The organism is Brevibacillus sp. SAFN-007a (genome assembly GCF_051967035.1).
GTDB lineage: Bacteria > Bacillota > Bacilli > Brevibacillales > Brevibacillaceae > Brevibacillus.
Window position 1 is genome coordinate 1 of the sequence record NZ_JBQCKK010000013.1, and the last position, 21,133, is coordinate 21,133.

The following is a 21,133-nucleotide window of genomic DNA, read 5'->3' on the forward strand; positions in this document are numbered from 1 at the left end:
GCCTTTGAGGCGCTTGCTTGTAACATGCCCTTATAGGGCTAATGGAAGCCACCGGCTAAGCCGGTGGTTATGACTTATTCGTTTGTTTATGCGTTTGCTCCGGCAGCTTGCAGCTTCGCTTTTTCTTCCTCGACGAAGCGGTTGCGCGGATGCTCGCGGCATTCGTCGGAGCAGGAACGCTTGTATTTTTGCTCGCATTCCGGGCAGCAGAAGTGCTGCTTGTTGCAGAACGGATTGGCGCAGTTCACGTAGCGGTCTTCGACAGTACCGCAGTAGTAGCAGCGGCCGATGACTACGTCTTCTTCGGTGTGGTTGATCGGAACGGAGATGCGCTCGTCGAACACGTAGCATTTTCCGTCCCACAGGCGGCCTTTCACTTCCGGATCTTTTCCGTAGGTGACGATTCCGCCGTGCAGCTGGTACACTTCTTTAAAGCCTTGCTCCAGGAGCACGCCGGTCAGTTTTTCGCAGCGAATGCCGCCTGTGCAATAGGTGAGGACTTTTTTGTCCTTGTATTGGCTCATGTTTTTCGCAATCCACTCAGGGAATTCGCGGGAAGACTCGACTTCCGGACGGATCGCACCGCGGAAGTGGCCCAGATCGTATTCATAGTAGTTGCGGCCATCGAGGATGACGACGTCCTCTTGCTGCATCATTTCGTAAAATTCTTTCGGGTTCAAGTATTTTCCTGTCTTGACGTTCGGATCGACATCTTTTTCCAGACGCCAGGTTACCAGTTCGTTTTTCGCGCGAACGAACATCTTTTTGAACGCGTGGCCGTCCGTCTCATCTATTTTAAACCACATGTCGGCAAAACGCGGGTCTTTTCTCACATACTCCATATAGGCATCCGTCTGCTCGATCGTACCGGATACCGTCCCGTTGATGCCCTCCGGTGCGACGATAATCCGTCCCTTCAACCCGAGGTCCTTGCAAAATTGCAAGTGTTCAGCCGCATACTCCTCATAGTTGTCCACCGGAGTATACTTGTAGTACAGCAAAACGCGGTATGGTTTTTGTACTTGCAAGGTACAATTCCACCTTTCTTTTTTCGTTGTAGTTTATGATGCAACGGTGATTATATCATAATCCGCCTGCAAAAGCGCAGAAAAAGAGAGGAATTTGTGAGCTTTCTATGAAAATGGGCGGAAAACAGGCGGAAAAGCGGCGAGCTTGCTGGATGCAGATTCATCTTGTACACTAGGAAAGGTCAGCGAAAGAGGAGAGAGACGAGGAGAGACGTGAAATGATTCGAATCAATGAGCGCCTGGTTGCCCAGGTGAAACTAAAAAAGCTGCATCCGGATGCCGTGGTTCCGCAATATGCGAAAGCGATGGACGCCGGATTTGATTTGGTAGCGGTAGAAGATACGATCATTGCGCCAGGGGAATCTGTCAAAATCCCGACCGGACTCGCCTTTGCTTTGCCAGAAGGGTATGAGCTGCAAGTGCGCCCGCGTTCCGGCATTAGCGCAAAGACAAAGCTGCGCCTTTCGAATGCGCCGGGTACGGTCGATGCAGGGTATCGCGGAGAGGTGTGCGTGTTGATGGACAACATCCGCATTCCTTCCGGCAAGCTCGGCAACGTATGTCTGGATGCAGGCGAAAAACAGGTGGAAGTGGCGGCGGAAGTGGACGCGCACAGTTACTTCATTAGAAAAGGCGACCGGATTGCGCAAGGCGTGATCGGGCTTACGCCTGTCGCCCGCTTTGAGGTTGTCGACGAGCTGGATGAAACGGAAAGAGGAGCAGGCGGCTTCGGCAGCAGCGGCATCAACGGCTAGCTCCATCCTCCCATAACAAAAAAGGACCCCCAGGAAGCAGCGTGTGCAGCATGAGCGGCACATCGGCTGGCTGATCCGGGGGCTTTTTTCATTGTACAGATTCATAGCGGATATACTTCTTCTTATCCCGTAACGATGCAACACAGGCTACGCCAGCCCTTGGCGCAGCCGCGCTTTCGAAGGCGCTTGCGGCAGTCGCGCTACATTTTCGCCGCAAGAAAGCGGTCGATCCGGACGATGTCTTCCTCGGTGAGCGAACGGCCGTCGGCTTTGACGAACACGCACGGACCATAGACCCAGTCCAAATAGCCGTCCGAGGTGATCGGGAAGTTGTTCCCCAGTACCCCGCGCCCCTCCTCATTCACAATCAAGGAAATCCCTTCCAGAAAATCATCAGTCACCACGTCAAAATCGCCCTCCACCAGATCTCGCAAGGAATCGGTATCGGCGATTTCGAGCTTTTCCGCTTGTTCATGCGGCCGTTTCACATAGACGGTAATCACGTTCCTTCACTCCTTTGCTCCTTCATCATAACCGAAAGCGCAAAAATGCGCGAGACGTACGTCATGCTTTCTGCCGGTTACGCCATGCTGACGCTATCCGCCTATACGGAGGGAAGCGGCCGCCCTCGATGCTAGAAAGGACAAGCAGGGTGGAGCGCATCCTTTTGTGGAAAAAGAAGGGAAAATGCATCTCGGCTCCGCTGTCCCCGCTCACCTCGCCCGCCCATGAGGCATAAAGTGGATGGGAATAGGATTGACAGCAAAAAAAAGGCAGGTATAATCGTAAATAACTAAGTATTCCGAGTAAATTAGTATAGATTAAGCGTGGGGAGTGAAATGACCAGTATGAACACCACAAAGGGCAAGATCCATTCCAGCCTGCAACGCATCGGAATTGTCGCTTTAGCGCTCGCTTTGGGCGGATGCGCCGCTGCGTCGCCAGGGACAGGAACGAGCGGGGGAGAAGCGGGAGGCAGCGCGCAGACCGTCGAGCTGCTCAATGTGTCCTACGACCCGACGAGAGAATTTTATCAGGAGATTAACGCGGAATTTGCCCAGGAGTGGAAGGCGAAAACCGGACAGTCGGTCACGATCAAGCAGTCGCACGGAGGCTCCGGCAAGCAATCCCGTTCGGTCATCGACGGTCTGGAGGCCGATGTCGTCACATTGGCGCTCGCCTATGATATTGACGCCATTGCCGAGCGCGAGTTGATTCCGGCCGACTGGCAAAAGAAGCTCCCGGACAACAGCTCGCCGTACACCTCGACCATCGTTTTTCTGGTGCGCAAAGGAAATCCCAAGCAGATCAAGGATTGGGATGATCTCGTCAAACCGGGCATCTCGGTCATCACGCCGAATCCGAAAACGTCCGGGGGAGCCAGATGGAACTACCTCGCTGCCTGGGGCTATGCGCTCAAGAAAAACGGGGGAGACGAGGCGAAGGCAAGGGAGTTCGTGGCCGCGCTGTTCAAAAATGTTCCGGTCCTCGACTCGGGCGCGCGCGGATCGACGACTACCTTTGTCGAGCGCGGTATTGGCGACGTGCTGATCGCCTGGGAAAACGAAGCGTATCTCGCGGTGAACGAACTCGGCAAAGACAAATTCGAGATCGTCAATCCGTCCATCAGCATTTTGGCAGAGCCTCCTGTCACCGTCGTCGACAAGTACGCGGAAAAGCACAAGACAAAAGAAGTCGCCGAAGCGTACCTGCAATTCCTCTATACGAAAAAAGGGCAGGAGATTGCAGCGAAGCACTACTACCGTCCGCGCTCCGAGGAAGTGCTCAAGGCGCATACACCTGCGTTTCCTGAAATCGAAATGTTCACAATAGACGAACTGTTCGGGGGATGGACGAAGGCGCAGCAAACCCATTTCTCTGACCAAGGCGTCTTCGATCAGCTGTACCAGTCGTAAATGCCAGAAACATATCCTGCCATCAGAGGAGTCAGCTCCATGAAAAAATTATTTGCGCGCAGGGGGTTTTTGCCAGGCTTCGGGATGACGATGGGCTACACCATCATTTACTTGAGTCTCTTGGTGCTGATCCCCCTGTCGGTTCTGTTTTTAAAAGCTTCCACCTTGAGCTGGGAGCAATTCGCGGGCACGATTCTCGATACCCGCGTGCTCGCCTCGATTCGCGTCAGTATTCTCACCTCCTTTTTTGCCGCCTGTGTCAATGCCGTATTCGGCGTGCTGGTCGCCTGGGTACTGACCCGTTATCACTTTGTCGGCAAACGCATCCTGGACGGCATCGTCGATCTGCCGTTTGCCTTGCCAACAGCGGTAGGCGGGATTGCGCTCACCTCGATCTACGCCGAAAACGGATGGATCGGGCAGTATTTGGCGGAGTGGGGGATCAAAGTGGCGTATACGCCGATCGGCATTTGGGTGGCCTTGACGTTTATCGGTCTGCCGTTTGTCGTGCGGACGGTGCAGCCTGTCTTGCAGGATTGGGATTTGCAGATGGAGGAAGCAGCCGCGACGCTGGGAGCGACACGCTTTCGCACGTTCACCCGCGTCATTTTGCCCCATTTGCTCCCGGCGATCATCACCGGCTTTGCGCTTGCCTTCGCCCGGGCGCTTGGCGAGTACGGGTCTGTCGTCTTTATTTCCGGCAATATGCCGCTCAAGACAGAAATCGTGCCGCTGCTCATCATGACCAAGCTGGAGCAGTTCGACTATGCGGGCGCGACGGCGATCGCGACGGTCATGCTCGTTGCCTCGTTTGTCATGCTGCTGATGATTAACTACTTGCAATGGAGGATGAACAAATTCGATGCGGCGCGATAGAGGGTGTGACCAATGAAGCATGTTACGGAGCCAGCCTACGTGCGCTGGAGCTTGATAGCAGTTGCTGTTCTGTTTCTCGGCCTGTTTCTCATCTTGCCGCTGATCGCCGTGTTTACCGAGGCGTTCAAGCAAGGGGCAGACGTGTTTTTCGCCGCCATTTCCGATCCGGAAACACTGTCGGCGGTCAAATTGACCCTGTTGGTCGCCGCCATCAGCGTGCCCTTGAACGTCCTGTTTGGCATTGCCGCCGCCTGGGCGATCGCGAAGTTTTCCTTCCGTGGCAAAAATGTGTTGCTGACGCTGATTGATTTGCCCTTTGCGGTATCGCCTGTCATCGCCGGGCTGATTTTCGTGCTTCTGTTCGGCAGCCAGGGGATCGCGGCGCCGTGGCTGGCTGCGCTTGACCTGAAAATCATTTTCGCCGTACCGGGCATCGTGCTGGCGACGACCTTCGTCACGTTTCCGTTTGTCGCCCGCGAACTGATCCCCGTCATGGAGGCGCAGGGCAAGGACGAAGAGGAAGCGGCTGTGTCGCTCGGGGCGAGCGGCTGGAAAACGTTTTGGCGCGTCACCTTGCCGAATGTAAAGTGGGGCATTCTGTACGGCGTGATTCTCTGCAATGCCCGGGCGATGGGCGAATTTGGCGCTGTTTCGGTCGTTTCCGGCCATATCCGCGGCATGACCAACACGTTGCCGCTGCACGTGGAGATTTTGTACAACGAATACCAGTTCGCTGCGGCTTTTGCAGTCGCGACGCTTCTCGCTGTGTTGGCGCTGGTTACGCTTGTCGTAAAAAGCATCATTGAGTGGAAAACGGAGCGACAGTCTGAAGTGGAAGAGGACTATCACTTTGACGTGTCAGGAGAGAGGGCAGGATGAGTATTGAGGTTGTCAATATTACCAAGTCGTACAAAACCTTTACCGCCTTGAAAAATGTCAATTTGCACATACCCGAGGGGGAGCTGGTTGCGCTCCTGGGCCCGTCCGGCTCCGGCAAGACGACGTTGCTTCGTCTGATTGCCGGGCTGGAGCAGCCGCAGCAGGGGAGCATCCTGTTCGATGGCGAGGACAATACAAATCGGGATGTGCGCGAGCGTCAAGTCGGCTTTGTGTTCCAGCATTACGCTCTGTTCCGTCATATGACGATTTTCGACAACATCGCATTCGGTCTTACCGTCCGTTCCCGCAAGACAAGGCCAAGCAAGGCAGAGATTCGGGAAAAAGTGCACGCCCTGCTCAAGCTGGTTCAATTGGAGGGGCTGGCCCATCGCTATCCTTCGCAATTGTCCGGGGGACAGCGGCAGCGTGTCGCACTGGCAAGAGCGCTTGCGGTGGAGCCGAAATTTTTGCTGCTGGATGAGCCGTTCGGGGCACTGGACACCAAAGTCAGGCAGGAGCTAAGGCGTTGGCTGCGTCATTTGCACGGAAAGCTCGGCTTGACGATTTTGTTTGTGACGCACGACCAGGAAGAGGCGATGGAGCTGGCCGACCGCGTCGTCGTCATGAATGAGGGCAGAGTGGAGCAGGTAGGCTCCCCGGAAGACATTTACCACAGGCCTGCCAATCCGTTTGTTTACAGCTTCCTGGGCCGCGTCAATCTGTTCCGCGGGCGGATTCAGAACGGGCGAATCAAGCTGGGGGAGGCGGAGTTCGAGGCCGAGCAAGCTGGTCTGGAAGGGCCGGCCGTCGGCTACATGCGGCCGCATGATGTAGAAGTGTCGCTGCACCCGCCGAAATCGTCCGCCGCTACAGCCGTTCAGGCGCAAATCGAGCGGATTGCGCTGCTCGGGCCGCTCGTCCGTCTGGAGCTGAAACGGTTGGATACGAAGGAAGCGTTTGAAGCGGAAATGAGCCGCCAGCGCTTCCAGGAGCTGAACGCGATCGAAGGCGGGATCGTCTACGTGACGCTGCACAACGTTTCCATCTTTGTGGAAAATGCGCCAGCCATCAAGCCGTTGCCGGTCTATGTTCCGCAGCAAGTCAGCATTTGACGGCAGGTACGCGACAAGACAGAAGGCAAAACCGGTCTGCGTAAACAAGCAGGCCGGTTTTTGCTGGGAAAGGCACGGTTATTCGCCGCGTTGCTTGGAGCGCGTCTCTTCTTTTCCGACTGTGGTCGAAGAGCGTGTCTGGGAAGGATTTTCTTTGTCGCCTCTCTCGTTCTTGACTCCGTTGTGCTTGGACATCGTATGACCTCTTTTCTGTGTGGGGATGGAAGTACAGGGGTAGTTTTCCCGGTTCCGCCGCCATCCATGTGGAGGGAGCGACGGCATTTCTTTTGCAAAAGCAGGCCGTCTCTGGTAAGATAAGTGTTTGAACGATTCAAAAAAGGCAGGTATTGCGACGATGATAAGCACGCAGAACGTGACGCTGCGCTACGGCAAACGCGCACTGTTTGAAGATGTATCCATTAAGTTTACCCCTGGTAACTGTTACGGCCTCATCGGTGCGAACGGTGCGGGAAAATCTACGTTTCTCAAGATCCTCTCCGGAGAGATTGAACCGACGAGCGGACACGTTTCGGTGACGCCAGGCGAGCGTATCGCCGTGTTGAAGCAGAACCATTTCGAGTTTGACGAGTACGACGTACTGAAAACCGTGATTATGGGGCACAAGCGGCTGTACGAGATCATGGAAGAAAAAGCGGCGCTCTACATGAAAGAAGATTTCTCCGAAGAGGACGGCAACCGCGCCTCCCAGCTGGAAGGGGAATTCGAAGAGTTGAACGGCTGGATGGCGGAAGCGGATGCAGCGAGCCTTTTGATCGGTCTCGGTATCCCGACCGAGCTGCACGGCAAGCTGATGAAAGATTTGTCCGGTACGGAAAAAGTGCGGGTATTGCTCGCGCAAGCGTTGTTTGGCAACCCGCACATCCTGCTCCTGGATGAGCCGACGAACCACTTGGATATCGAGTCGATTCGCTGGCTGGAGAACTTCCTGGCTGATTATGAAAACACCGTCATCGTCGTTTCCCATGACCGTCACTTCCTGAACAAGGTGTGCACGCACATCGCGGACATCGACTTCGGCAAAATCCAACTGTACGTAGGGAACTACGACTTCTGGTACGAATCCAGCCAGCTCGCGCTGAAGATGGCGCGTGAGCAGAACAAGAAAAAAGAAGAGAAGATCAAGGAACTCCAGGAGTTTATCGCGCGCTTCTCCGCCAACGCTTCCAAGTCGAAGCAGGCGACTTCGCGCAAAAAGCTGCTGGAAAAAATTACGCTGGAAGACATTCGTCCATCCAGCCGCAAATATCCGTTCATCAACTTCAAGCCGGAGCGGGAAGCGGGCAAAAACTTGCTGGCGATTGAGGGCTTGAGCAAGACAGTGGAGGGCGAAAAGCTGTTTGAAAACCTCCATCTCGTCATCAACAAAGGAGACAAGGTAGCGTTTGTCGGCCCCAACGAGCTGGCGAAAACGACATTCTTCCAAATTTTGACGGGCGAGGTACAGGCGGACAGCGGAACTTTTGAATGGGGCGTCACCACTTCCCGCGCGTACTTCCCGAAAGACAACTCCGCTTACTTCGACTCGGATTTGAACCTCGTGGATTGGCTGCGTCAATACTCCAAGGAGCAGGACGAGACGTTTATCCGCGGGTTCCTCGGCCGCATGCTGTTCTCGGGCGACGAAGCGCTGAAAAAAGCAAACGTGCTGTCCGGGGGCGAAAAGGTTCGTTGCATGTTGGCCAAAATGATGCTGACTGGCGCCAATGTCCTGATTATGGATGAGCCGACGAACCACCTGGATTTGGAATCGATCACGGCGCTGAACAACGGTTTGATCGACTTCGAAGGAACGCTGCTGTTCGTCTCGCACGACCATCAGTTCGTGCAAACGATCGCCAACCGGATCATCGAGTTCACTCCGAAGGGCGTAATCGACAAGATGATGACGTATGACGAGTATCTCGACAGCGAAGAGATCAAGCGCCTTCGCGAAGAGCACTACGCGTAAAAAAAAAGCGGATGGTTCAGGCCAAAAGCAAAACCCGTGGCTCGCGCACATTTTGTGCCGGACACGGGTTTTTGGCGTGTAAATAGGCGTTCGCTACTGCGGCGACGGCTCGTCCTCCAACAGCTCCACCTTGTTCAAAAACGACTCCCTGCTGGTAAAGATGACCCGTTCCTTGCGCGGAGCGGTAAAAAAGACGACGATGTACTGGTCGTCGACGTATTCGACCGTGCCTCGTTTTTTCGGTCGTTCTTTCGTTTTCACTGGCTTGTTCAACCACTCGTCCATCGTGATCCCTTCCTCCTGCTTCTCTCTCTTGCCATTATACCAGCTTCCGCTTGCGGATACCCAATCGATTGCACGGTCATGGCGATCCGCAAGAGCAACTGGTCATGGCCGTTTTCCGGGTTCAGCCCGGACAGCTCGCGGATGAGCGCCAGGCGATATTTGATTGTATTTTTATGGACGAACAGCTGTGCCGCTGTTTCTGTATGATTGCCGTCTGTCTGCAAAAAGAGCTGGAGGGTTTGCAGCAGCTGGCCGTTTTTTTCCTGATCGTACTCCTTGACACGGCCCAGGTATTCGCCAGCCAAGGCATATGCTTCGGTGCCGGGCTGCTCGGCAAACAGAATGCGTTCCAGTCCCAGGTCGCGGAAATCGACAAGGACGGTCTGCGTGCGGGTGGAGGCAAAACGGCCTTGCAGAGCGGTCCGAAAACTGATTTGCGCTTCGCGGTAGCTATGCACAAGACCTTCCCGTCCCGGGTGAAAACGGCCCAGCCCGACGAACACAGGCTGCTGCCAGCAGAAAGCGCGTACCGCTTCGAGGACTGGCCGCATGCTGTCGGCCGTACTGGCGGTTCCTGCCGCTGTCGGCACGAGCCATACAACGCGGTTGTCCTGATCCAGCCCGAAGAGGATCGTCACGTCAAGGGAGGACAGGACAGGGCGGAGGGCTTCCAGCAGACTGTGGTTTTCGTGCCAGTTCGCGATGCCTGTCCGCTCGTGCGGAGAAACACCTAGGACGATGGCGGTATAATGGTCCGCAAGCTGCCAGCCGACTTCATCCGCTTTTCGCCTAAGTACGTCTTGCGAATGAATCTCGCCGCAGAGAAGCAGCTGCAAAAAATCGTTGCGGAAGCGCTGGTACGTCTCGGTGACGGAGCGCATGCGCTCTATTTCCAGGGACAGCAGGGCCGCGCACTGCTCGATTGCGACTTTCTCCCACGCATGCAGTTCCCGGTCGATTTGGCCCAAAATAATCGCGCCCTGCACCTTCTGGTCGTGGAGCAGCCAGCGAATGTGACAGCCGTCATCGCCTTTGGTGAGCGGGTGCATGCGCAGATGGTGCGAAGCGGTTTGGCCGAACCTTTGCGTGAACGCCCCGGCGGCGGGAAAGGCTTCGGGCGGCGACTCCCATTTCCATTGGCAGCCCGGAACCTGAATGGAAACAGGGGTTTGCAACAGGTCCTGCAAGAGCCCGGCCAGGTTGGAGACCGGGTCTTTCGCGGTCAGATGCCGATGAAACCGCTCGTAGATGGCATGCGTGCGGTTCAGCTCCATGCGCTGTTTGTCGTTAATGTACTGCACGACGGGAACGATGACGTCGGACCATGCCTTTTCCATGGGAAAAGACAGAATCGGCAGCTGCCTTTTTTGCGCGTGAGCGAGGACGGCAGGCGGCACGCTCTCGATGTAGCGGCCCAGCTTGATCGCAAGTCCGGGACTGCCCGTCTCGACCAGCTCGTCGATCAGTCGGATCAGTCCTTCCGCGCACGAATCTTCTTGCGTCAAAAACGGAAACCCGGTCGTCAACACAAATTCCCCGGGCCGAAGCCAGCGATGCCCGTCGGGAGAGTCGAACGAGGTCACCCCGAGCAGCTCTCTGTCGAGAAATTCTTCCCCTGTCAGCACGGCGCCTTCTGCAAAGCCTCCCACCTGGATCAGTTCACGGACTGTAATCATGCTGTTTCCCCCCATGTTCCTTTTTAGCGGCTGAAACAAAACCTTGGTGCGTTTTCTGGTCATTTGGACAAAGGAGAAAAATGAATTTTCCGATAATAATAGAGTACATGTCCAAAGCGGTTGCAGGCAATGGGACAAATCGAGTAAACAGGGGGATTTGCATGAAAGCAAGAGATTGGCTTGGAGTCGTGCCGTTTGTCGGCATGCTTGGCGGGATTCCTTTTGTCAACCGGGTGGAGCCGTACGTGCTTGGGATGCCATTTGTCCTGTTCTGGATTGTGTTGTGGGTGGTGCTTACCTCTGTCTTGATGGCGATTTTGAATCAGATCGATCCGGCGACCAAAGAGGAGGAGAGCTCATCATGAACAGTGCCCTTTTGATTATTTTTGCCTTTCTGCTGCTGGCCTTCTACTCCGGGATTCGCGCACGGCAAGGAAAAGACATGAACATGGAGCAATGGACGGTTGGCGGCAGAGGATTTGGCTCCATCTTTATTTTCCTGTTGGTGGCGGGGGAAATCTACACGACCTTCACCTTCCTCGGGGGAAGCGGCTGGGCCTACTCCAAAGGAGCGCCTTCCTACTACGTCCTGTCCTACATTTCGCTTGCCTACGTCATTTCCTACTGGCTGTTGCCTCCAATCTGGCGCTATGCCAAAGAACATCGGCTCGTCTCCCAATCTGACTTTTTCGTCAGCAAATACAACAGTCCGATCCTCGGCATTCTCGTGGCTGCGGTAGGCGTCATCGCGATCATTCCGTACCTCGTGCTGCAATTCAAGGGACTGGGCATCATCGTCTCGGAAGCCTCCTACGGGACGATCGCGCCGGCAACCGCTGTCTGGCTCGGCGTGATTGCCGTCACGATCTATGTGATGCTTTCCGGCATTCACGGCTCGGCCTGGACGGCAGCGATCAAGGATATCATGATCTTTTTCGTCGTCGTCTTTCTCGGGATTTACTTGCCGTACCACTACTACGGCGGCATTCAGCCGATGTTTGAAGCTGTGCAGGCGTCCAATCCGGGCTTTTTGACTTTTCCCGAAGAAGGATTCAGCATCTCCTGGTACATTTCCACCGTCCTTATTACGGTTTTCGGATTTTATATGTGGCCCCATACGTTCGGCTCGGTCTTTTCGGCCAAAAACGAGAATGTTTTCCGCAAAAACACAGTGATGTTGCCGCTCTACACGTTGATGCTGCTGTTTGTCTTCTTCGTCGGTTTTACGGCGATCCTCCAGGTTCCCGGCTTGCAAGGGGCAGACGGGGATTTGTCCCTGTTGCGCCTGTCGCTCAAGACGTTTGATCCGTGGATCGTCGGCATCATCGGCGCGGCCGGGCTGCTGACGGCGCTCGTGCCCGGCTCCATGCTGCTCATGACAGGAGCGACGCTTTTGGCGAAAAACGTCTACAAAGTGCTGGCCCCGGCCACGACGGATGTCCAGATCGCCCGAACGGCAAAGCTTCTGGTGCCGATTCTCTCCCTGATTTCCCTCTATTTCACGCTGAGCGGCGGCGATACGCTCGTGACCTTGCTTCTGATGGGCTACAGTCTGGTGACCCAGCTGTTTCCGGCGCTGTTGTTCAGCCTGCCAAGAGAGCCTTGGGTGAACAAATACGGGGCGTTTGCCGGCATTCTGGCAGGGGTGGCAACCGTGGCGTATGTCACGGTGGCGAACGTGACGCTTGCGACGATGTTCCCGCATTGGCCGTCTGCGCTCAAGGATTTGAATATCGGGGTCGTGGCGCTTTTCGTGAACATCGTCGTGATGTTTGCCGTGACGGGAGTAACGAGAAGCCTTGCTGTCCGCGAGCCTCAGGCGACGCAAGCGGAAGGGACCCCTACGCTGGAATAGACGCGAAAGCGGCTGTGTGAGCCGTTTGGCAGAAGTCCCGGTGATGGCAGAATTCGCTACTACGAGCAGGACGCGTGGAATACGATGGGGAAAGAGGCGCATGCCCGATATTAGCGCGGCATCCTTGCGGCAGGGGCACCGGACGTCTCCGGTGACCAATCTCCACCTGCTTTTTGGCAATCACGCGGCTGTCATTGCGTCTGCCCCGCACGCGCGCTGCAAGGAGCGAAACGCCGAACAGGCGAGACTGAACGGCGAGATCGTCGGCCACTATCAAAAGGAGGGGGCACAATCATGAACGTAAAAGCGAGGACGCTTACGATCAACGAGGAGCGGCTGCGAAAACGGATCGAAGCCTTGGCACAGATCGGAAAAATCGGGGAGACGGGCGTATGTCGGCTGGCCCTGTCCCTGGAGGATCGCGCTGGCGTGGAGCTGGTGCGCTCCTGGATGGAGGAGGCGGGGCTTTCTACCCGAATCGATCATTTCGGCAACCTGATTGGACGGATGGCAGGCCAAAACCCGGAAGCTCCTGTCCTGATGATTGGCTCGCACATTGATTCACAGCCGTACGGCGGCAGGTATGACGGTGTCATCGGCGTATTGGGCGGTCTGGAGGTCGCGCAAACGCTGCGCGAGCAAGGCATTGTATTGCCACAGCCTGTCGAGGTGGTGGCGTTTTGCGACGAGGAAGGCTGCCGGTTTCAAAAAGGCTTGTTTGGATCGAAGGGAATCCTGGGCCAACTGGAACCCGAGGACCTGGAGCGCACCGACAAAAACGGCGTGACGCGCAGGGAAGCGCTCACAGCGTTCGGCTGCGATCCCGAGCGACTGGCCGAATCGGTCTATCCTGCGGGCAGCATCGGCGCGTATCTGGAGCTGCACATCGAGCAGGGGCCTGTCCTCGACACGGCAAACGAGCCGATCGGAGTCGTGTCGGCCATCTCGGGACCGCTGTGGTGGACGGTCGAACTGACAGGCTTTGCCGGACATGCCGGATCGGTGCCCATGCCGATGCGACAAGACGCGCTGGTCGGAGCGGCCAAAGTCATCCTCGCGGTCAACGAGCTGGCGCGGCTTGACCCGGACGCGCCGACTGTCGGAACGGTAGGGCATCTGGAGGTATTCCCCGATTCCCGCAACATCATCCCCGAGCGCGTGCGCTTTTCCGTCGATTTGCGCGATATGGATCTCGGGCGGCGGGATGAACGGGAAAAAGCGCTTCGCGAGGCGATTGCACAGGCGGCGGCAGAGGGCGGCTTGCGGTACACAATCACGGAGGATACCAACAGCGACCCCCGTTATTGCGCGGACTGGATCAAGGCCATCATGCACGAGGAAAGCCGCGCGCTCGGCATTTCCGCGCGGGAGTTGATGAGCGGCCCGTTCCATGATGCGCTGGCTCTCTCCTATGTGTGCGACTACGGGATGATTTTTGTCCGCTGCAAGGACGGAATCAGCCATAATCCGCAGGAGTATGCATCCTACGAAGACATTGCGCTCGGGACGGAGTTGTTGTACAAGACGACCTTGCGGATGAGCGACGCGAGCAGCGGCATGCCAAAAGCGCGGGCAAGGTGACCGTCTCCGCCGGGCGGCTGCATGGGCGGGGCGGACATGGCTGGCTAACGAAAAAAGAGTCGTTTGCTTCCGATGGCAAGCGACTCTTTTTTCTGTTGGGGTCAACTTTCTGGCGCAGCAGATTGCAAGAGAGACTTTCCCGATCGTTTTTGATATAGTTTAGGCATATGGAAAAAGGAAGAAGAAAGGAAGAATGCTATGAAAATGCGCGTCTCCGCCGTGCAGTACCATCTGCATACGATACATAGCTTTGACGATTTTGCAGGGCAAGTCGAGCATTACGTCCGAAACGCCCAGGAGTACGACAGCGAGTTTCTGCTGTTTCCTGAATTGTTCACCACCCAGCTCATGTCGATCGGGGATGGACAGGGGAATGCCTTGCCGATCACGGCGCTGCCGTCATTCACCGAGCGGTATGTGCAGTTGTTTTCTTCCCTGGCCGCCAAATACGACATGCACCTCATCGGCGGCACGCACATTATCGAGGAAAACGGCAAGCTGTACAACACCGCCTTTTTGTTCTACCCGGACGGACGGGTGGGCCAGCAAAAGAAAATCCACATCACGCCTTGGGAAATCAAAGGCTGGAACATGGGCGCGGGCGACTCGCTGCACATTTTCGACACCGACAAAGGCAAAATCGCGCTGATTATTTGCTACGACATCGAGTTCCCCGAATGGGTGCGCATCGCCAAAGCGCGCGGAGCGGACGTGATTTTCTGTCCGTCCTGCACCGACGACCGCCACGCTTTCCATCGCGTGCGTTACACGAGCCATGCGCGCACGATCGAAAATCAGGTGTACGTCGTCCTGACCGGGACGGTTGGCTCCCTGCCGACGGTCGACTTTATGCGCGCCAACTTCGGACAGGCGGCGATTTTGACGCCAAACGACGTGCCGTTCCCGCCCCGCGGAGTGCTGGCGGAGGGGGAGATCAACCAGGACATGCTGGTGACGGCCGATCTCGACCTGTCGCTTTTGTACGAGGTGCGGGAAAAAGGCTCGGTGACCACCTGGCGCGACCGACGCACAGACTTGTATCCCGACTGGAACTAACATCCCGCGAACGGACGGAGGATGGATATGTACCGCAAAGAGCTGTATGTGTTTGAAGGGGACAAACCGCGCAAGGCCGTCATCCGCAACTACAATCGCTCCGACTTTTTCGAGCTGATCCAGATTCAGGCGGAGAGCTTCCCACCGCCGTTTCCCTCGGAGCTGTGGTGGAACCAGGAGCAGCTCACCAACCATATTACGCTGTTTCCCGAGGGGGCGATCTGCGTGGAGGTGGACGGTGTGCTGGCAGGCTCGATGACGGGACTGCTCGTGTCGTTCGATCCTCTGCACCCGGAGCACAACTGGGCGGATGTGACCGACAACGGCTACATCCGAAACCACGATCCGCAGGGCGACACGCTGTACATCGTCGACATCTGCATCCGGCCGAGCCACCGCAAGCTCGGACTCGGCCAGCAGATGATGCAGGCCATGTACGAACTGGTCGTGCAAAAAGGCTTGAAGCGGCTCTTGGGCGGCGGCAGAATGCCAGGCTATGGCCGCTATGCAGAGGAGTGGACGCCCGAGCAATACGTCGAGCGCGTGGTGGCCGGAGAGGTCAAAGATCCGGTCATCACGTTTCTCATGCGCTGCGGCCGTATGCCTGTGCAAATTGTGGCGAACTACCTGGAGGATGAAGAGTCCCGCAACTACGCCGTGCTGATGGAGTGGAAAAATCCGTTTCTGCCCTCCTAGGCGACGGACGATCCACCGATTTTTCATGACAGGAGGATAAATGACGATGGAATTTGTACGCATTCAACATATCGACAACCCGCTGTTTGCGAAAATGCACCGCTTGATGCAGGAGGTTTTCCCACCGGAAGAGGTTTTGGACTACGACCTGTGGAAGGAGCCGCTCGAAGACCCGGGAATTCGCGTGTTTGTGGCGGTGCATGAAGGAGAAGTCGTCGGGGCCACCGAATACCGTTACTACCCCGACCTGAACGTGGCGATGACCGACTTTACCATCATCGGGCGGGAAGGACTTGGCGTAGGACGTTTCCTGGCCAAAGAGCGTCAGCAAGACCTGCTCGCGCTGGCTAAGGAAAACGGCAAGGAGCTGTACGGCATGTTTGCCGAAATTTACGACCCGTACCGCGTCGAGGAGCACAGCTTTGGCGGCATCAAGCCGATGGATCCGTTCGTGCGCCGCGAGGTTCTCTCCCATTTGGGCTACAAGCGCACGAATATCGCATATGTGCATCCCTCGTGGCAAAACGATGGCGAAGCCGTATCGGGCCTGGACCTCTGCTTCCTGCCGACGAACGACGAGCAGACGAGCCTGCAGGCAGAACTGATCGTTACTTTCCTCAAGCGCTACTACGCCGTGCTGCCGCATAAGCCGCAAGCGTGGCTGGACATGGTGGCAGAACTAGAAGGCAAGGAAAGCGTAGACCTGCTCCCGCTCTAATTCAAAACCGACGGACAGCAAGAACCGACACTCCTGTGCAGCTACTCATCCGGCTTCACGGGAGTTTTTCTTCTCTCATCCGATCGGGCCAGACAGGAGGGAATCGCGTGAATGCACAAAATGTTGCATCGATTCTGCTTTATATGGCCGTCCTTTTCCATCTGCTCGGCATGAGCGGCTGGGTCCCTGCAAAGCTGTCTTCGCCCATCCAGCTTGCTACGCTCGGACTCATGCTGACTTCCTTGTTCGTGCTGCGCAAAAAGAAGCGCAAAACAAGACGCCGGCCGAGAAAGCCGCCAGCCGAAGTGGCTGTCATGCTTGAGCGGGCCGGGGAAGGAGAAGGGCAATCCTAGCGGGCAAATCACAAGGGAACAGGGAAGGGGACTGGTAAGCGATGACAGGAACGATTGTCGATGTACCCGGCATTCGCGTCGGGCATGCGCAGCAGGAAGAAGCGTTGACGGGCTGTAGCGTCATTTTGCTGGAAAAGCCGTCCGTGTGCGGCGTAGATGTTCGCGGTTCTGCTCCGGGGACTCGCGAGACGGATTTGCTGGACCCGGTCAATCTGGTCAGCGTCGTCCACGCAATCTGCCTGTCCGGAGGCAGCGCGTACGGCCTGGATGCGGCTGCGGGCGTGATGCAGTATCTGGAGGAGAAGGGCATCGGGCTGGACGTAGGGTACGGTGTAGTTCCCATCGTCCCAGCCGCCGTCTTGTTCGATTTGGCCATGGGCGATTACCGGGTGCGGCCGGATCGGCAGATGGGCTATCAGGCGGCGCTGGCAGCGACCTCGGAAGCCGTCGCCCAAGGGAATGTCGGGGCGGGGACAGGTGCGTCCGTCGGCAAGCTGAACGGGTTTGCCCATGCGATGAAAAGCGGCCTGGGCAGCGCTTCGCTCGCTTTGCCCAGCGGGTTGGTCATCGGAGCGATTGTGGCAGTCAATGCGCTCGGACATGTTGTGGAGCCGAAGACAGGGACGATTCTCGCCGGGCCGAGGGATGAGCGGGGGGAGATTCGAGACAGTATGGAGATCATGCTCCAGCATGCTTTTTCGCCCATTCCTCCGGGCACGAACACGACGATTGCCGTTGTCGCCAGCAATGCGAAGCTGACCAAGGCCCAGGTGAAAAAAGTAGCGCAAATGGCGCACGACGGGCTTGCCCGCACCATTCGTCCGATTCATACGATGTACGATGGCGACACGATTTTTGCCGTTGCGACAGATGAGGTAGACGCTGCGGTGGATCTCGTCGGGGCGCTGTCGGCAGATGTGCTTGCCGAAGCCGTCGTTCAGGCGGTCAAATCGGCCAAGGAAGCGGGCGGTCTTCCGGCCTGGAGCAGCTATGACCGCTGATGCCAGTCGTATAGGTGCCGTACCGCTTGGCTGCGCCATTGCTTGGCGCAGCCAAGTTTTTCGAATAAAACTTGCTCAATCAATCCGAATGTTTTTACAATAGAGTCTGGTACATCTATAAACAGAGGCAAAAAGGAGGGCGGACCCATGAACATGCGCTGGAACTTGGACGTTTTGTACACGTCGTTTGACTCGCCGGAATGCAAGCAAGACTGGGAAAAACTATGCCGGGAGATGGACGAGGTAAAAAGCTGGGCCGCTTCGCATCTGCAATCGCATGATGATGCCGTCCGGAAGATGGAGACGTACATTACCCGGATGACGTCGATTTTGCAGACACAATCCCGCCTGTACGCGTTTGGCGAACTGACGGCAAGCGTGGACGCGAAAAACGAGAAAGCACTGTCCTTCATCGAAAAAGTGCAGGAGCAATCCGTCGAGCTGGTAGAGCCGGAGGTGCAGTTCCAGAAGTGGCTCGGCCAACTGGACAATGTGAGCGAGCTGATTAGCCAGTCCGAGCTTCTGGAAACCCACCGCTTCATGCTGACCGAATTGGCGGAGAAGAGCAAGTACATGCTCAGCGAAAAAGAAGAAATCATTTTGGCCAAAATGAAAAACACAGGCTCCCATGCCTGGACGAAGCTACAGGAAATACTGACCTCGACGCTTTTGGTGGACATCACCATCGACGGAGAGGCCAAACAGCTTCCGCTGCCTGTCATCCGCAACATGGCGTATGAAAAAGACGCCGAGCTGCGCAAGGCGGCTTACGAGGCAGAGCTTGCCGCCTATCAAAAGATCGAGGAGTCGTCTGCGGCGAGCTTGAACGGCATCAAGGGAGAGGTCATCACCGTTGCCAAGCTGCGCGGCTATGAATCGCCTCTGGAAAAAACGCTGCTCGATTCGCGCATGGACAAGGCGACACTGGACGCCATGCTTGCCGCGATGAAGGAAAGCTTGCCGGCCTTCACGAAATACTTCCGGGCAAAAGCAAAGCTGCTCGGGCACGAGAATGGCTTGCCGTTCTACGATCTGTTTGCTCCGGTGGGCGAAGCCGACATGCGCTTTACGTATCAGGAAGCGCGCGACTTTATTGTCAAGCACTTCGGTAGCTTTAGCGAAAAGCTGGCGAATTATGCCGCCCGCGCTTTTGACAACCAGTGGATTGACGCCGAGATTCGCGAAGGCAAGCGCGGCGGAGCGTTTTGCCACAACCTGCACGTGGTAGGGGAGAGCCGGATCATGGCGAACTTCACGGGCAGCTACAATGACGTGAGTACCTTGGCGCACGAGCTGGGACACGGCTATCATGGCGAATGTCTCGTCCAGGAAGCGTTCTACAACAGCGATTACCCGATGCCGATCGCCGAAACCGCGTCGATTCTGTGTGAGACGATTATTGCCAAAGCCGCTTTGGCTCAGGCGACGCCGGAGGAAGCCTTTTCCATTCTGGAAAACGACATCTCCGGGGCCAGTCAGGTCATCGTCGATATTTACAGCCGCTACCTGTTTGAAACGGCCGTCTTTGCCCGCCGCGCAGAAGGCTCCCTGTCCGTCAACGAATTGAAGGAGCTGATGCTGCAAGCGCAAAAGGACGCCTACGGAGATGGACTTGACCATGCTGCGCTGCATCCGTATATGTGGGTGTGCAAGCCGCATTACTACAGTGCGGACTTCAACTTCTACAACTTCCCGTACGCCTTTGGTCTGCTCTTCGCAAAAGGACTGTACGCGGAATATAGGAAGCGCGGCGAAGCGTTTGTTCAACAGTACGACCAGCTTTTGTCCGTCACAGGCAAACGGAGCGTCGCCGATGTGGCCGCGATCATGGATATCGACGTGCGCTCGGTTGACTTCTGGCGCAGCTCGCTTGCCCTGATTGAAAAAGATATCGAAACGTTTGTGGAGCTGGCAGCCGCGCGTGCATGAGTCCACAGGAAAAAACGTCCGACATCGTGTTGGGCGTTTTTTTGCGCATAGCAACGAGCCGACAGGGAGAAAGTAAGAAAAAACAAATGAGGTGATCACGTGGTAAACGGATTGCAGTTACTCGACCTACTACGGGAAACAGAGAACAAAATGCTGCATCTACATAGAGCCATAGACAGGGTCAGCAGCGAACCGGATTTTAAAGAATCGGTCAGCGTTCTCACCGTGGTTGTGCGCGATTACCAGCTTCAGCTTGACAAGATGAAGCAGGCCTTGGGCAAAATCGAAATAGGGGCCAACCAGACACCTCCCCAGGCCGGCCACAATTCGGAAATTCATTAATACGCACCAACAGGAAACAGCCCACGACCAATAGACTGGTGTGGGCTGTTTGGTTGGGTGGACGGCTACTGGAATTCGGCGTAGCGTTTGACGCCGTAAAACGGATACAGCTTGTGCATGTACTCCACCTTGCCGTAGCGAACGTCATCGCCATTGGCGTGGACGATCGTGCCATTTCCCAAGTAAATCGCCACGTGGGAAACGCGACCTTTTCCAAGCGCATCGTAGAACAAGAGATCGCCCGGCTGTGCTTGCTCCAGTGGAATCGATACTCCTCCGCGGAATTGTTCCTCGGATGTGCGAGGAAGGGTAACTCCAAGGCGGCTGAATACGTATGTAGTAAAGCCGCTGCAATCAAATCCGTCCGGTGTGGTTCCCCCGAGTCTGTACGGAGTGTGGAGCAGAGGCTCCAAGATCGATTCGAGGCGACGCAGGCTCGCGGAATCGACAGTGCCTGCAAACGCAACGTCCGGGGTTAGCACGGGACTCAGGTAAGCGGAGAAGACGTACGCTTCTTCCTCTTCGAATTCGATTTTGGTCCACTCGCTGCCTGTCTCCACGACTTCAACCAGGTCACCAAATTTCAATTTGCCTAAAATTCTTGCGTCCGTCGACGCTTTTTTGCGCACATTCAGCACGTCTACCGTCACGCGCGCTTTTTCGCCAGCTGTCAACTCTGGCTGTGCTGGCTCCTGTTGGGCGGAGTCATTCGGGGCGGCTACGATATCCGCAGGGATCGCGGCTTGACCGCCTGTCGACAGGCTGCCCGCAGGCAAGGACAAAGTCTGGCCAATCGACAATTGATCGCTTTTCAGTTGGTTCACTTGCATGAGCTGGGTCACCGTAGTCTGGTGCTCGCGGGCAATTTTGCTCAACGTGTCCCCTGCTGATACCACATACACTCCAGAGGCGGCGTGAGCAGCAGTAGGCAGCAGAGTGAAGAGGGCGAGGGAGGTAAGTAGCTTCGAAGTAAGTTTCATGTCATCGTCTCCACCAATCTACTATTTTCTGCATGTCTAGCTAAAATTCTAGCGGATTTTCCATGGTAAATCTATGAAAAAATCGGGTGGAAAAAAAGTTTTCGAAAACGGTTGCCAAATGGGTAG

Annotated in this window: 22 protein-coding genes; 17 read left to right on the top strand and 5 right to left on the bottom strand. The window is 56.0% G+C overall.

Annotation, left to right across the window (positions count from 1 at the left end):
• Nucleotides 1-86: 86 nt before the first annotated feature.
• Nucleotides 87-1,028, bottom strand: coding sequence for an oxygen-dependent tRNA uridine(34) hydroxylase TrhO (gene trhO, locus ACTHO6_RS14270; RefSeq protein WP_440242358.1), 942 nt, complete (start codon nt 1,026-1,028; stop codon nt 87-89).
• Between the two features lie 218 nt (nt 1,029-1,246).
• Here trhO and ACTHO6_RS14275 point away from each other — a divergent pair, with 218 nt between their 5' ends.
• Nucleotides 1,247-1,783 carry a dUTP diphosphatase gene (locus tag ACTHO6_RS14275; protein ID WP_440242361.1) on the top strand — a complete coding sequence of 179 codons (537 nt, stop codon included), beginning with the start codon at nt 1,247-1,249 and terminating at the stop codon, nt 1,781-1,783.
• Nucleotides 1,784-1,983: 200 nt separating this feature from the next.
• On the opposite strand, the gene ACTHO6_RS14280 is transcribed toward ACTHO6_RS14275, so the two are convergent.
• Complete coding sequence (locus ACTHO6_RS14280; RefSeq protein WP_440242364.1) at nt 1,984-2,286, bottom strand: DUF3846 domain-containing protein; 303 nt, start codon at nt 2,284-2,286, stop codon at nt 1,984-1,986.
• A 345-nt stretch (nt 2,287-2,631) separates the two neighbouring features.
• On the opposite strand from ACTHO6_RS14280, the gene ACTHO6_RS14285 reads away from it, so the two are divergent.
• The 5 genes from ACTHO6_RS14285 to ACTHO6_RS14305 all read left to right on the top strand — a co-directional run bounded on the left by ACTHO6_RS14285 (nt 2,632) and on the right by ACTHO6_RS14305 (nt 8,535).
• Nucleotides 2,632-3,699 (top strand): sulfate ABC transporter substrate-binding protein, encoded by a 1,068-nt coding sequence (locus tag ACTHO6_RS14285; RefSeq protein ID WP_440242366.1) that lies wholly within the window; start codon nt 2,632-2,634, stop codon nt 3,697-3,699.
• Between the two features lie 39 nt (nt 3,700-3,738).
• Nucleotides 3,739-4,575 carry a sulfate ABC transporter permease subunit CysT gene (cysT, locus tag ACTHO6_RS14290; RefSeq protein WP_440242369.1) on the top strand — a complete coding sequence of 279 codons (837 nt, stop codon included), beginning with the start codon at nt 3,739-3,741 and terminating at the stop codon, nt 4,573-4,575.
• Between the two features lie 12 nt (nt 4,576-4,587).
• Nucleotides 4,588-5,454: a sulfate ABC transporter permease subunit CysW gene (cysW, locus tag ACTHO6_RS14295; RefSeq protein WP_440242372.1), complete on the top strand. Its 867-nt coding sequence runs from the start codon at nt 4,588-4,590 to the stop codon at nt 5,452-5,454.
• Nucleotides 5,451-6,566 (top strand): sulfate/molybdate ABC transporter ATP-binding protein, encoded by a 1,116-nt coding sequence (locus ACTHO6_RS14300; protein WP_440242375.1) that lies wholly within the window; start codon nt 5,451-5,453, stop codon nt 6,564-6,566. Before cysW ends, ACTHO6_RS14300 begins: the two co-directional genes overlap by 4 nt.
• A gap of 355 nt (nt 6,567-6,921) precedes the next feature.
• Entirely contained in the window at nt 6,922-8,535 is a 1,614-nt protein-coding gene (locus tag ACTHO6_RS14305) for an ABC-F family ATP-binding cassette domain-containing protein (RefSeq protein ID WP_440242378.1), read from the top strand.
• A gap of 93 nt (nt 8,536-8,628) precedes the next feature.
• Here the strand turns inward: ACTHO6_RS14305 and ACTHO6_RS14310 are convergent, their stop codons facing one another.
• Nucleotides 8,629-8,820, bottom strand: coding sequence for a hypothetical protein (locus tag ACTHO6_RS14310; protein WP_440242380.1), 192 nt, complete (start codon nt 8,818-8,820; stop codon nt 8,629-8,631).
• Complete coding sequence (locus tag ACTHO6_RS14315) at nt 8,805-10,496, bottom strand: PucR family transcriptional regulator (protein ID WP_440242383.1); 1,692 nt, start codon at nt 10,494-10,496, stop codon at nt 8,805-8,807. The genes ACTHO6_RS14310 and ACTHO6_RS14315 overlap by 16 nt, the downstream gene beginning before the upstream one ends.
• Nucleotides 10,497-10,657: 161 nt before the next feature.
• On the opposite strand from ACTHO6_RS14315, the gene ACTHO6_RS14320 reads away from it, so the two are divergent.
• The 11 genes from ACTHO6_RS14320 (at nt 10,658) to ACTHO6_RS14370 (ending at nt 20,027) form a co-directional block, all read left to right on the top strand.
• Nucleotides 10,658-10,861 (top strand): DUF3311 domain-containing protein, encoded by a 204-nt coding sequence (locus ACTHO6_RS14320; protein ID WP_440242386.1) that lies wholly within the window; start codon nt 10,658-10,660, stop codon nt 10,859-10,861.
• Nucleotides 10,858-12,351 carry a sodium:solute symporter family protein gene (locus ACTHO6_RS14325; protein ID WP_440242388.1) on the top strand — a complete coding sequence of 498 codons (1,494 nt, stop codon included), beginning with the start codon at nt 10,858-10,860 and terminating at the stop codon, nt 12,349-12,351. Before ACTHO6_RS14320 ends, ACTHO6_RS14325 begins: the two co-directional genes overlap by 4 nt.
• A 100-nt stretch (nt 12,352-12,451) precedes the next feature.
• Complete coding sequence (locus ACTHO6_RS14330) at nt 12,452-12,649, top strand: hypothetical protein (RefSeq protein ID WP_440242390.1); 198 nt, start codon at nt 12,452-12,454, stop codon at nt 12,647-12,649.
• Complete coding sequence (locus tag ACTHO6_RS14335) at nt 12,646-13,932, top strand: M20 family metallo-hydrolase (protein ID WP_440242392.1); 1,287 nt, start codon at nt 12,646-12,648, stop codon at nt 13,930-13,932. The genes ACTHO6_RS14330 and ACTHO6_RS14335 overlap by 4 nt, the downstream gene beginning before the upstream one ends.
• A 198-nt stretch (nt 13,933-14,130) precedes the next feature.
• A complete protein-coding gene (locus ACTHO6_RS14340; protein WP_440242394.1) occupies nt 14,131-14,988 on the top strand; it encodes a carbon-nitrogen hydrolase family protein in 858 nt (285 codons plus the stop codon).
• 27 nt (nt 14,989-15,015) lie between these two features.
• Nucleotides 15,016-15,684, top strand: coding sequence for a GNAT family N-acetyltransferase (locus ACTHO6_RS14345; protein ID WP_440242395.1), 669 nt, complete (start codon nt 15,016-15,018; stop codon nt 15,682-15,684).
• A 46-nt stretch (nt 15,685-15,730) separates the two neighbouring features.
• Nucleotides 15,731-16,402 (top strand): GNAT family N-acetyltransferase, encoded by a 672-nt coding sequence (locus tag ACTHO6_RS14350; protein WP_440242397.1) that lies wholly within the window; start codon nt 15,731-15,733, stop codon nt 16,400-16,402.
• A gap of 107 nt (nt 16,403-16,509) precedes the next feature.
• On the top strand, nt 16,510-16,755 hold the full coding sequence (locus ACTHO6_RS14355) for a hypothetical protein (protein WP_440242398.1): 246 nt from the start codon (nt 16,510-16,512) through the stop codon (nt 16,753-16,755).
• Nucleotides 16,756-16,796: 41 nt separating this feature from the next.
• On the top strand, nt 16,797-17,756 hold the full coding sequence (locus ACTHO6_RS14360; RefSeq protein WP_440242399.1) for a P1 family peptidase: 960 nt from the start codon (nt 16,797-16,799) through the stop codon (nt 17,754-17,756).
• Nucleotides 17,757-17,903: 147 nt separating this feature from the next.
• Nucleotides 17,904-19,685, top strand: a complete 1,782-nt coding sequence (locus tag ACTHO6_RS14365) for a M3 family oligoendopeptidase (RefSeq protein WP_440242401.1) — start codon at nt 17,904-17,906, stop codon at nt 19,683-19,685.
• 99 nt (nt 19,686-19,784) lie between these two features.
• Nucleotides 19,785-20,027, top strand: a complete 243-nt coding sequence (locus ACTHO6_RS14370; RefSeq protein WP_440242403.1) for a hypothetical protein — start codon at nt 19,785-19,787, stop codon at nt 20,025-20,027.
• A 65-nt stretch (nt 20,028-20,092) separates the two neighbouring features.
• Here the strand turns inward: ACTHO6_RS14370 and ACTHO6_RS14375 are convergent, their stop codons facing one another.
• Nucleotides 20,093-21,007 carry a C40 family peptidase gene (locus tag ACTHO6_RS14375; RefSeq protein WP_440242405.1) on the bottom strand — a complete coding sequence of 305 codons (915 nt, stop codon included), beginning with the start codon at nt 21,005-21,007 and terminating at the stop codon, nt 20,093-20,095.
• Nucleotides 21,008-21,133: the final 126 nt, after the last annotated feature.

Excerpts from the sequence above, each read along its gene's own strand:
- ACTHO6_RS14275 (WP_440242361.1), top strand. The coding sequence starts at position 1,247 with ATGATTCGAATCAATGAGCGCCTGGTTGCCCAGGTGAAACTAAAAAAG.
- ACTHO6_RS14285 (WP_440242366.1), top strand. The coding sequence starts at position 2,632 with ATGAACACCACAAAGGGCAAGATCCATTCCAGCCTGCAACGCATCGGA.
- cysT (WP_440242369.1), top strand. The coding sequence starts at position 3,739 with ATGAAAAAATTATTTGCGCGCAGGGGGTTTTTGCCAGGCTTCGGGATG.
- cysW (WP_440242372.1), top strand. The coding sequence starts at position 4,588 with ATGAAGCATGTTACGGAGCCAGCCTACGTGCGCTGGAGCTTGATAGCA.
- ACTHO6_RS14300 (WP_440242375.1), top strand. The coding sequence starts at position 5,451 with ATGAGTATTGAGGTTGTCAATATTACCAAGTCGTACAAAACCTTTACC.
- ACTHO6_RS14305 (WP_440242378.1), top strand. The coding sequence starts at position 6,922 with ATGATAAGCACGCAGAACGTGACGCTGCGCTACGGCAAACGCGCACTG.
- ACTHO6_RS14310 (WP_440242380.1), bottom strand. The coding sequence starts at position 8,820 with ATGGACGAGTGGTTGAACAAGCCAGTGAAAACGAAAGAACGACCGAAA.
- ACTHO6_RS14315 (WP_440242383.1), bottom strand. The coding sequence starts at position 10,496 with ATGATTACAGTCCGTGAACTGATCCAGGTGGGAGGCTTTGCAGAAGGC.
- ACTHO6_RS14320 (WP_440242386.1), top strand. The coding sequence starts at position 10,658 with ATGAAAGCAAGAGATTGGCTTGGAGTCGTGCCGTTTGTCGGCATGCTT.
- ACTHO6_RS14325 (WP_440242388.1), top strand. The coding sequence starts at position 10,858 with ATGAACAGTGCCCTTTTGATTATTTTTGCCTTTCTGCTGCTGGCCTTC.
- ACTHO6_RS14330 (WP_440242390.1), top strand. The coding sequence starts at position 12,452 with ATGCCCGATATTAGCGCGGCATCCTTGCGGCAGGGGCACCGGACGTCT.
- ACTHO6_RS14335 (WP_440242392.1), top strand. The coding sequence starts at position 12,646 with ATGAACGTAAAAGCGAGGACGCTTACGATCAACGAGGAGCGGCTGCGA.
- ACTHO6_RS14340 (WP_440242394.1), top strand. The coding sequence starts at position 14,131 with ATGAAAATGCGCGTCTCCGCCGTGCAGTACCATCTGCATACGATACAT.
- ACTHO6_RS14345 (WP_440242395.1), top strand. The coding sequence starts at position 15,016 with ATGTACCGCAAAGAGCTGTATGTGTTTGAAGGGGACAAACCGCGCAAG.
- ACTHO6_RS14350 (WP_440242397.1), top strand. The coding sequence starts at position 15,731 with ATGGAATTTGTACGCATTCAACATATCGACAACCCGCTGTTTGCGAAA.
- ACTHO6_RS14360 (WP_440242399.1), top strand. The coding sequence starts at position 16,797 with ATGACAGGAACGATTGTCGATGTACCCGGCATTCGCGTCGGGCATGCG.
- ACTHO6_RS14365 (WP_440242401.1), top strand. The coding sequence starts at position 17,904 with ATGAACATGCGCTGGAACTTGGACGTTTTGTACACGTCGTTTGACTCG.
- ACTHO6_RS14375 (WP_440242405.1), bottom strand. The coding sequence starts at position 21,007 with ATGAAACTTACTTCGAAGCTACTTACCTCCCTCGCCCTCTTCACTCTG.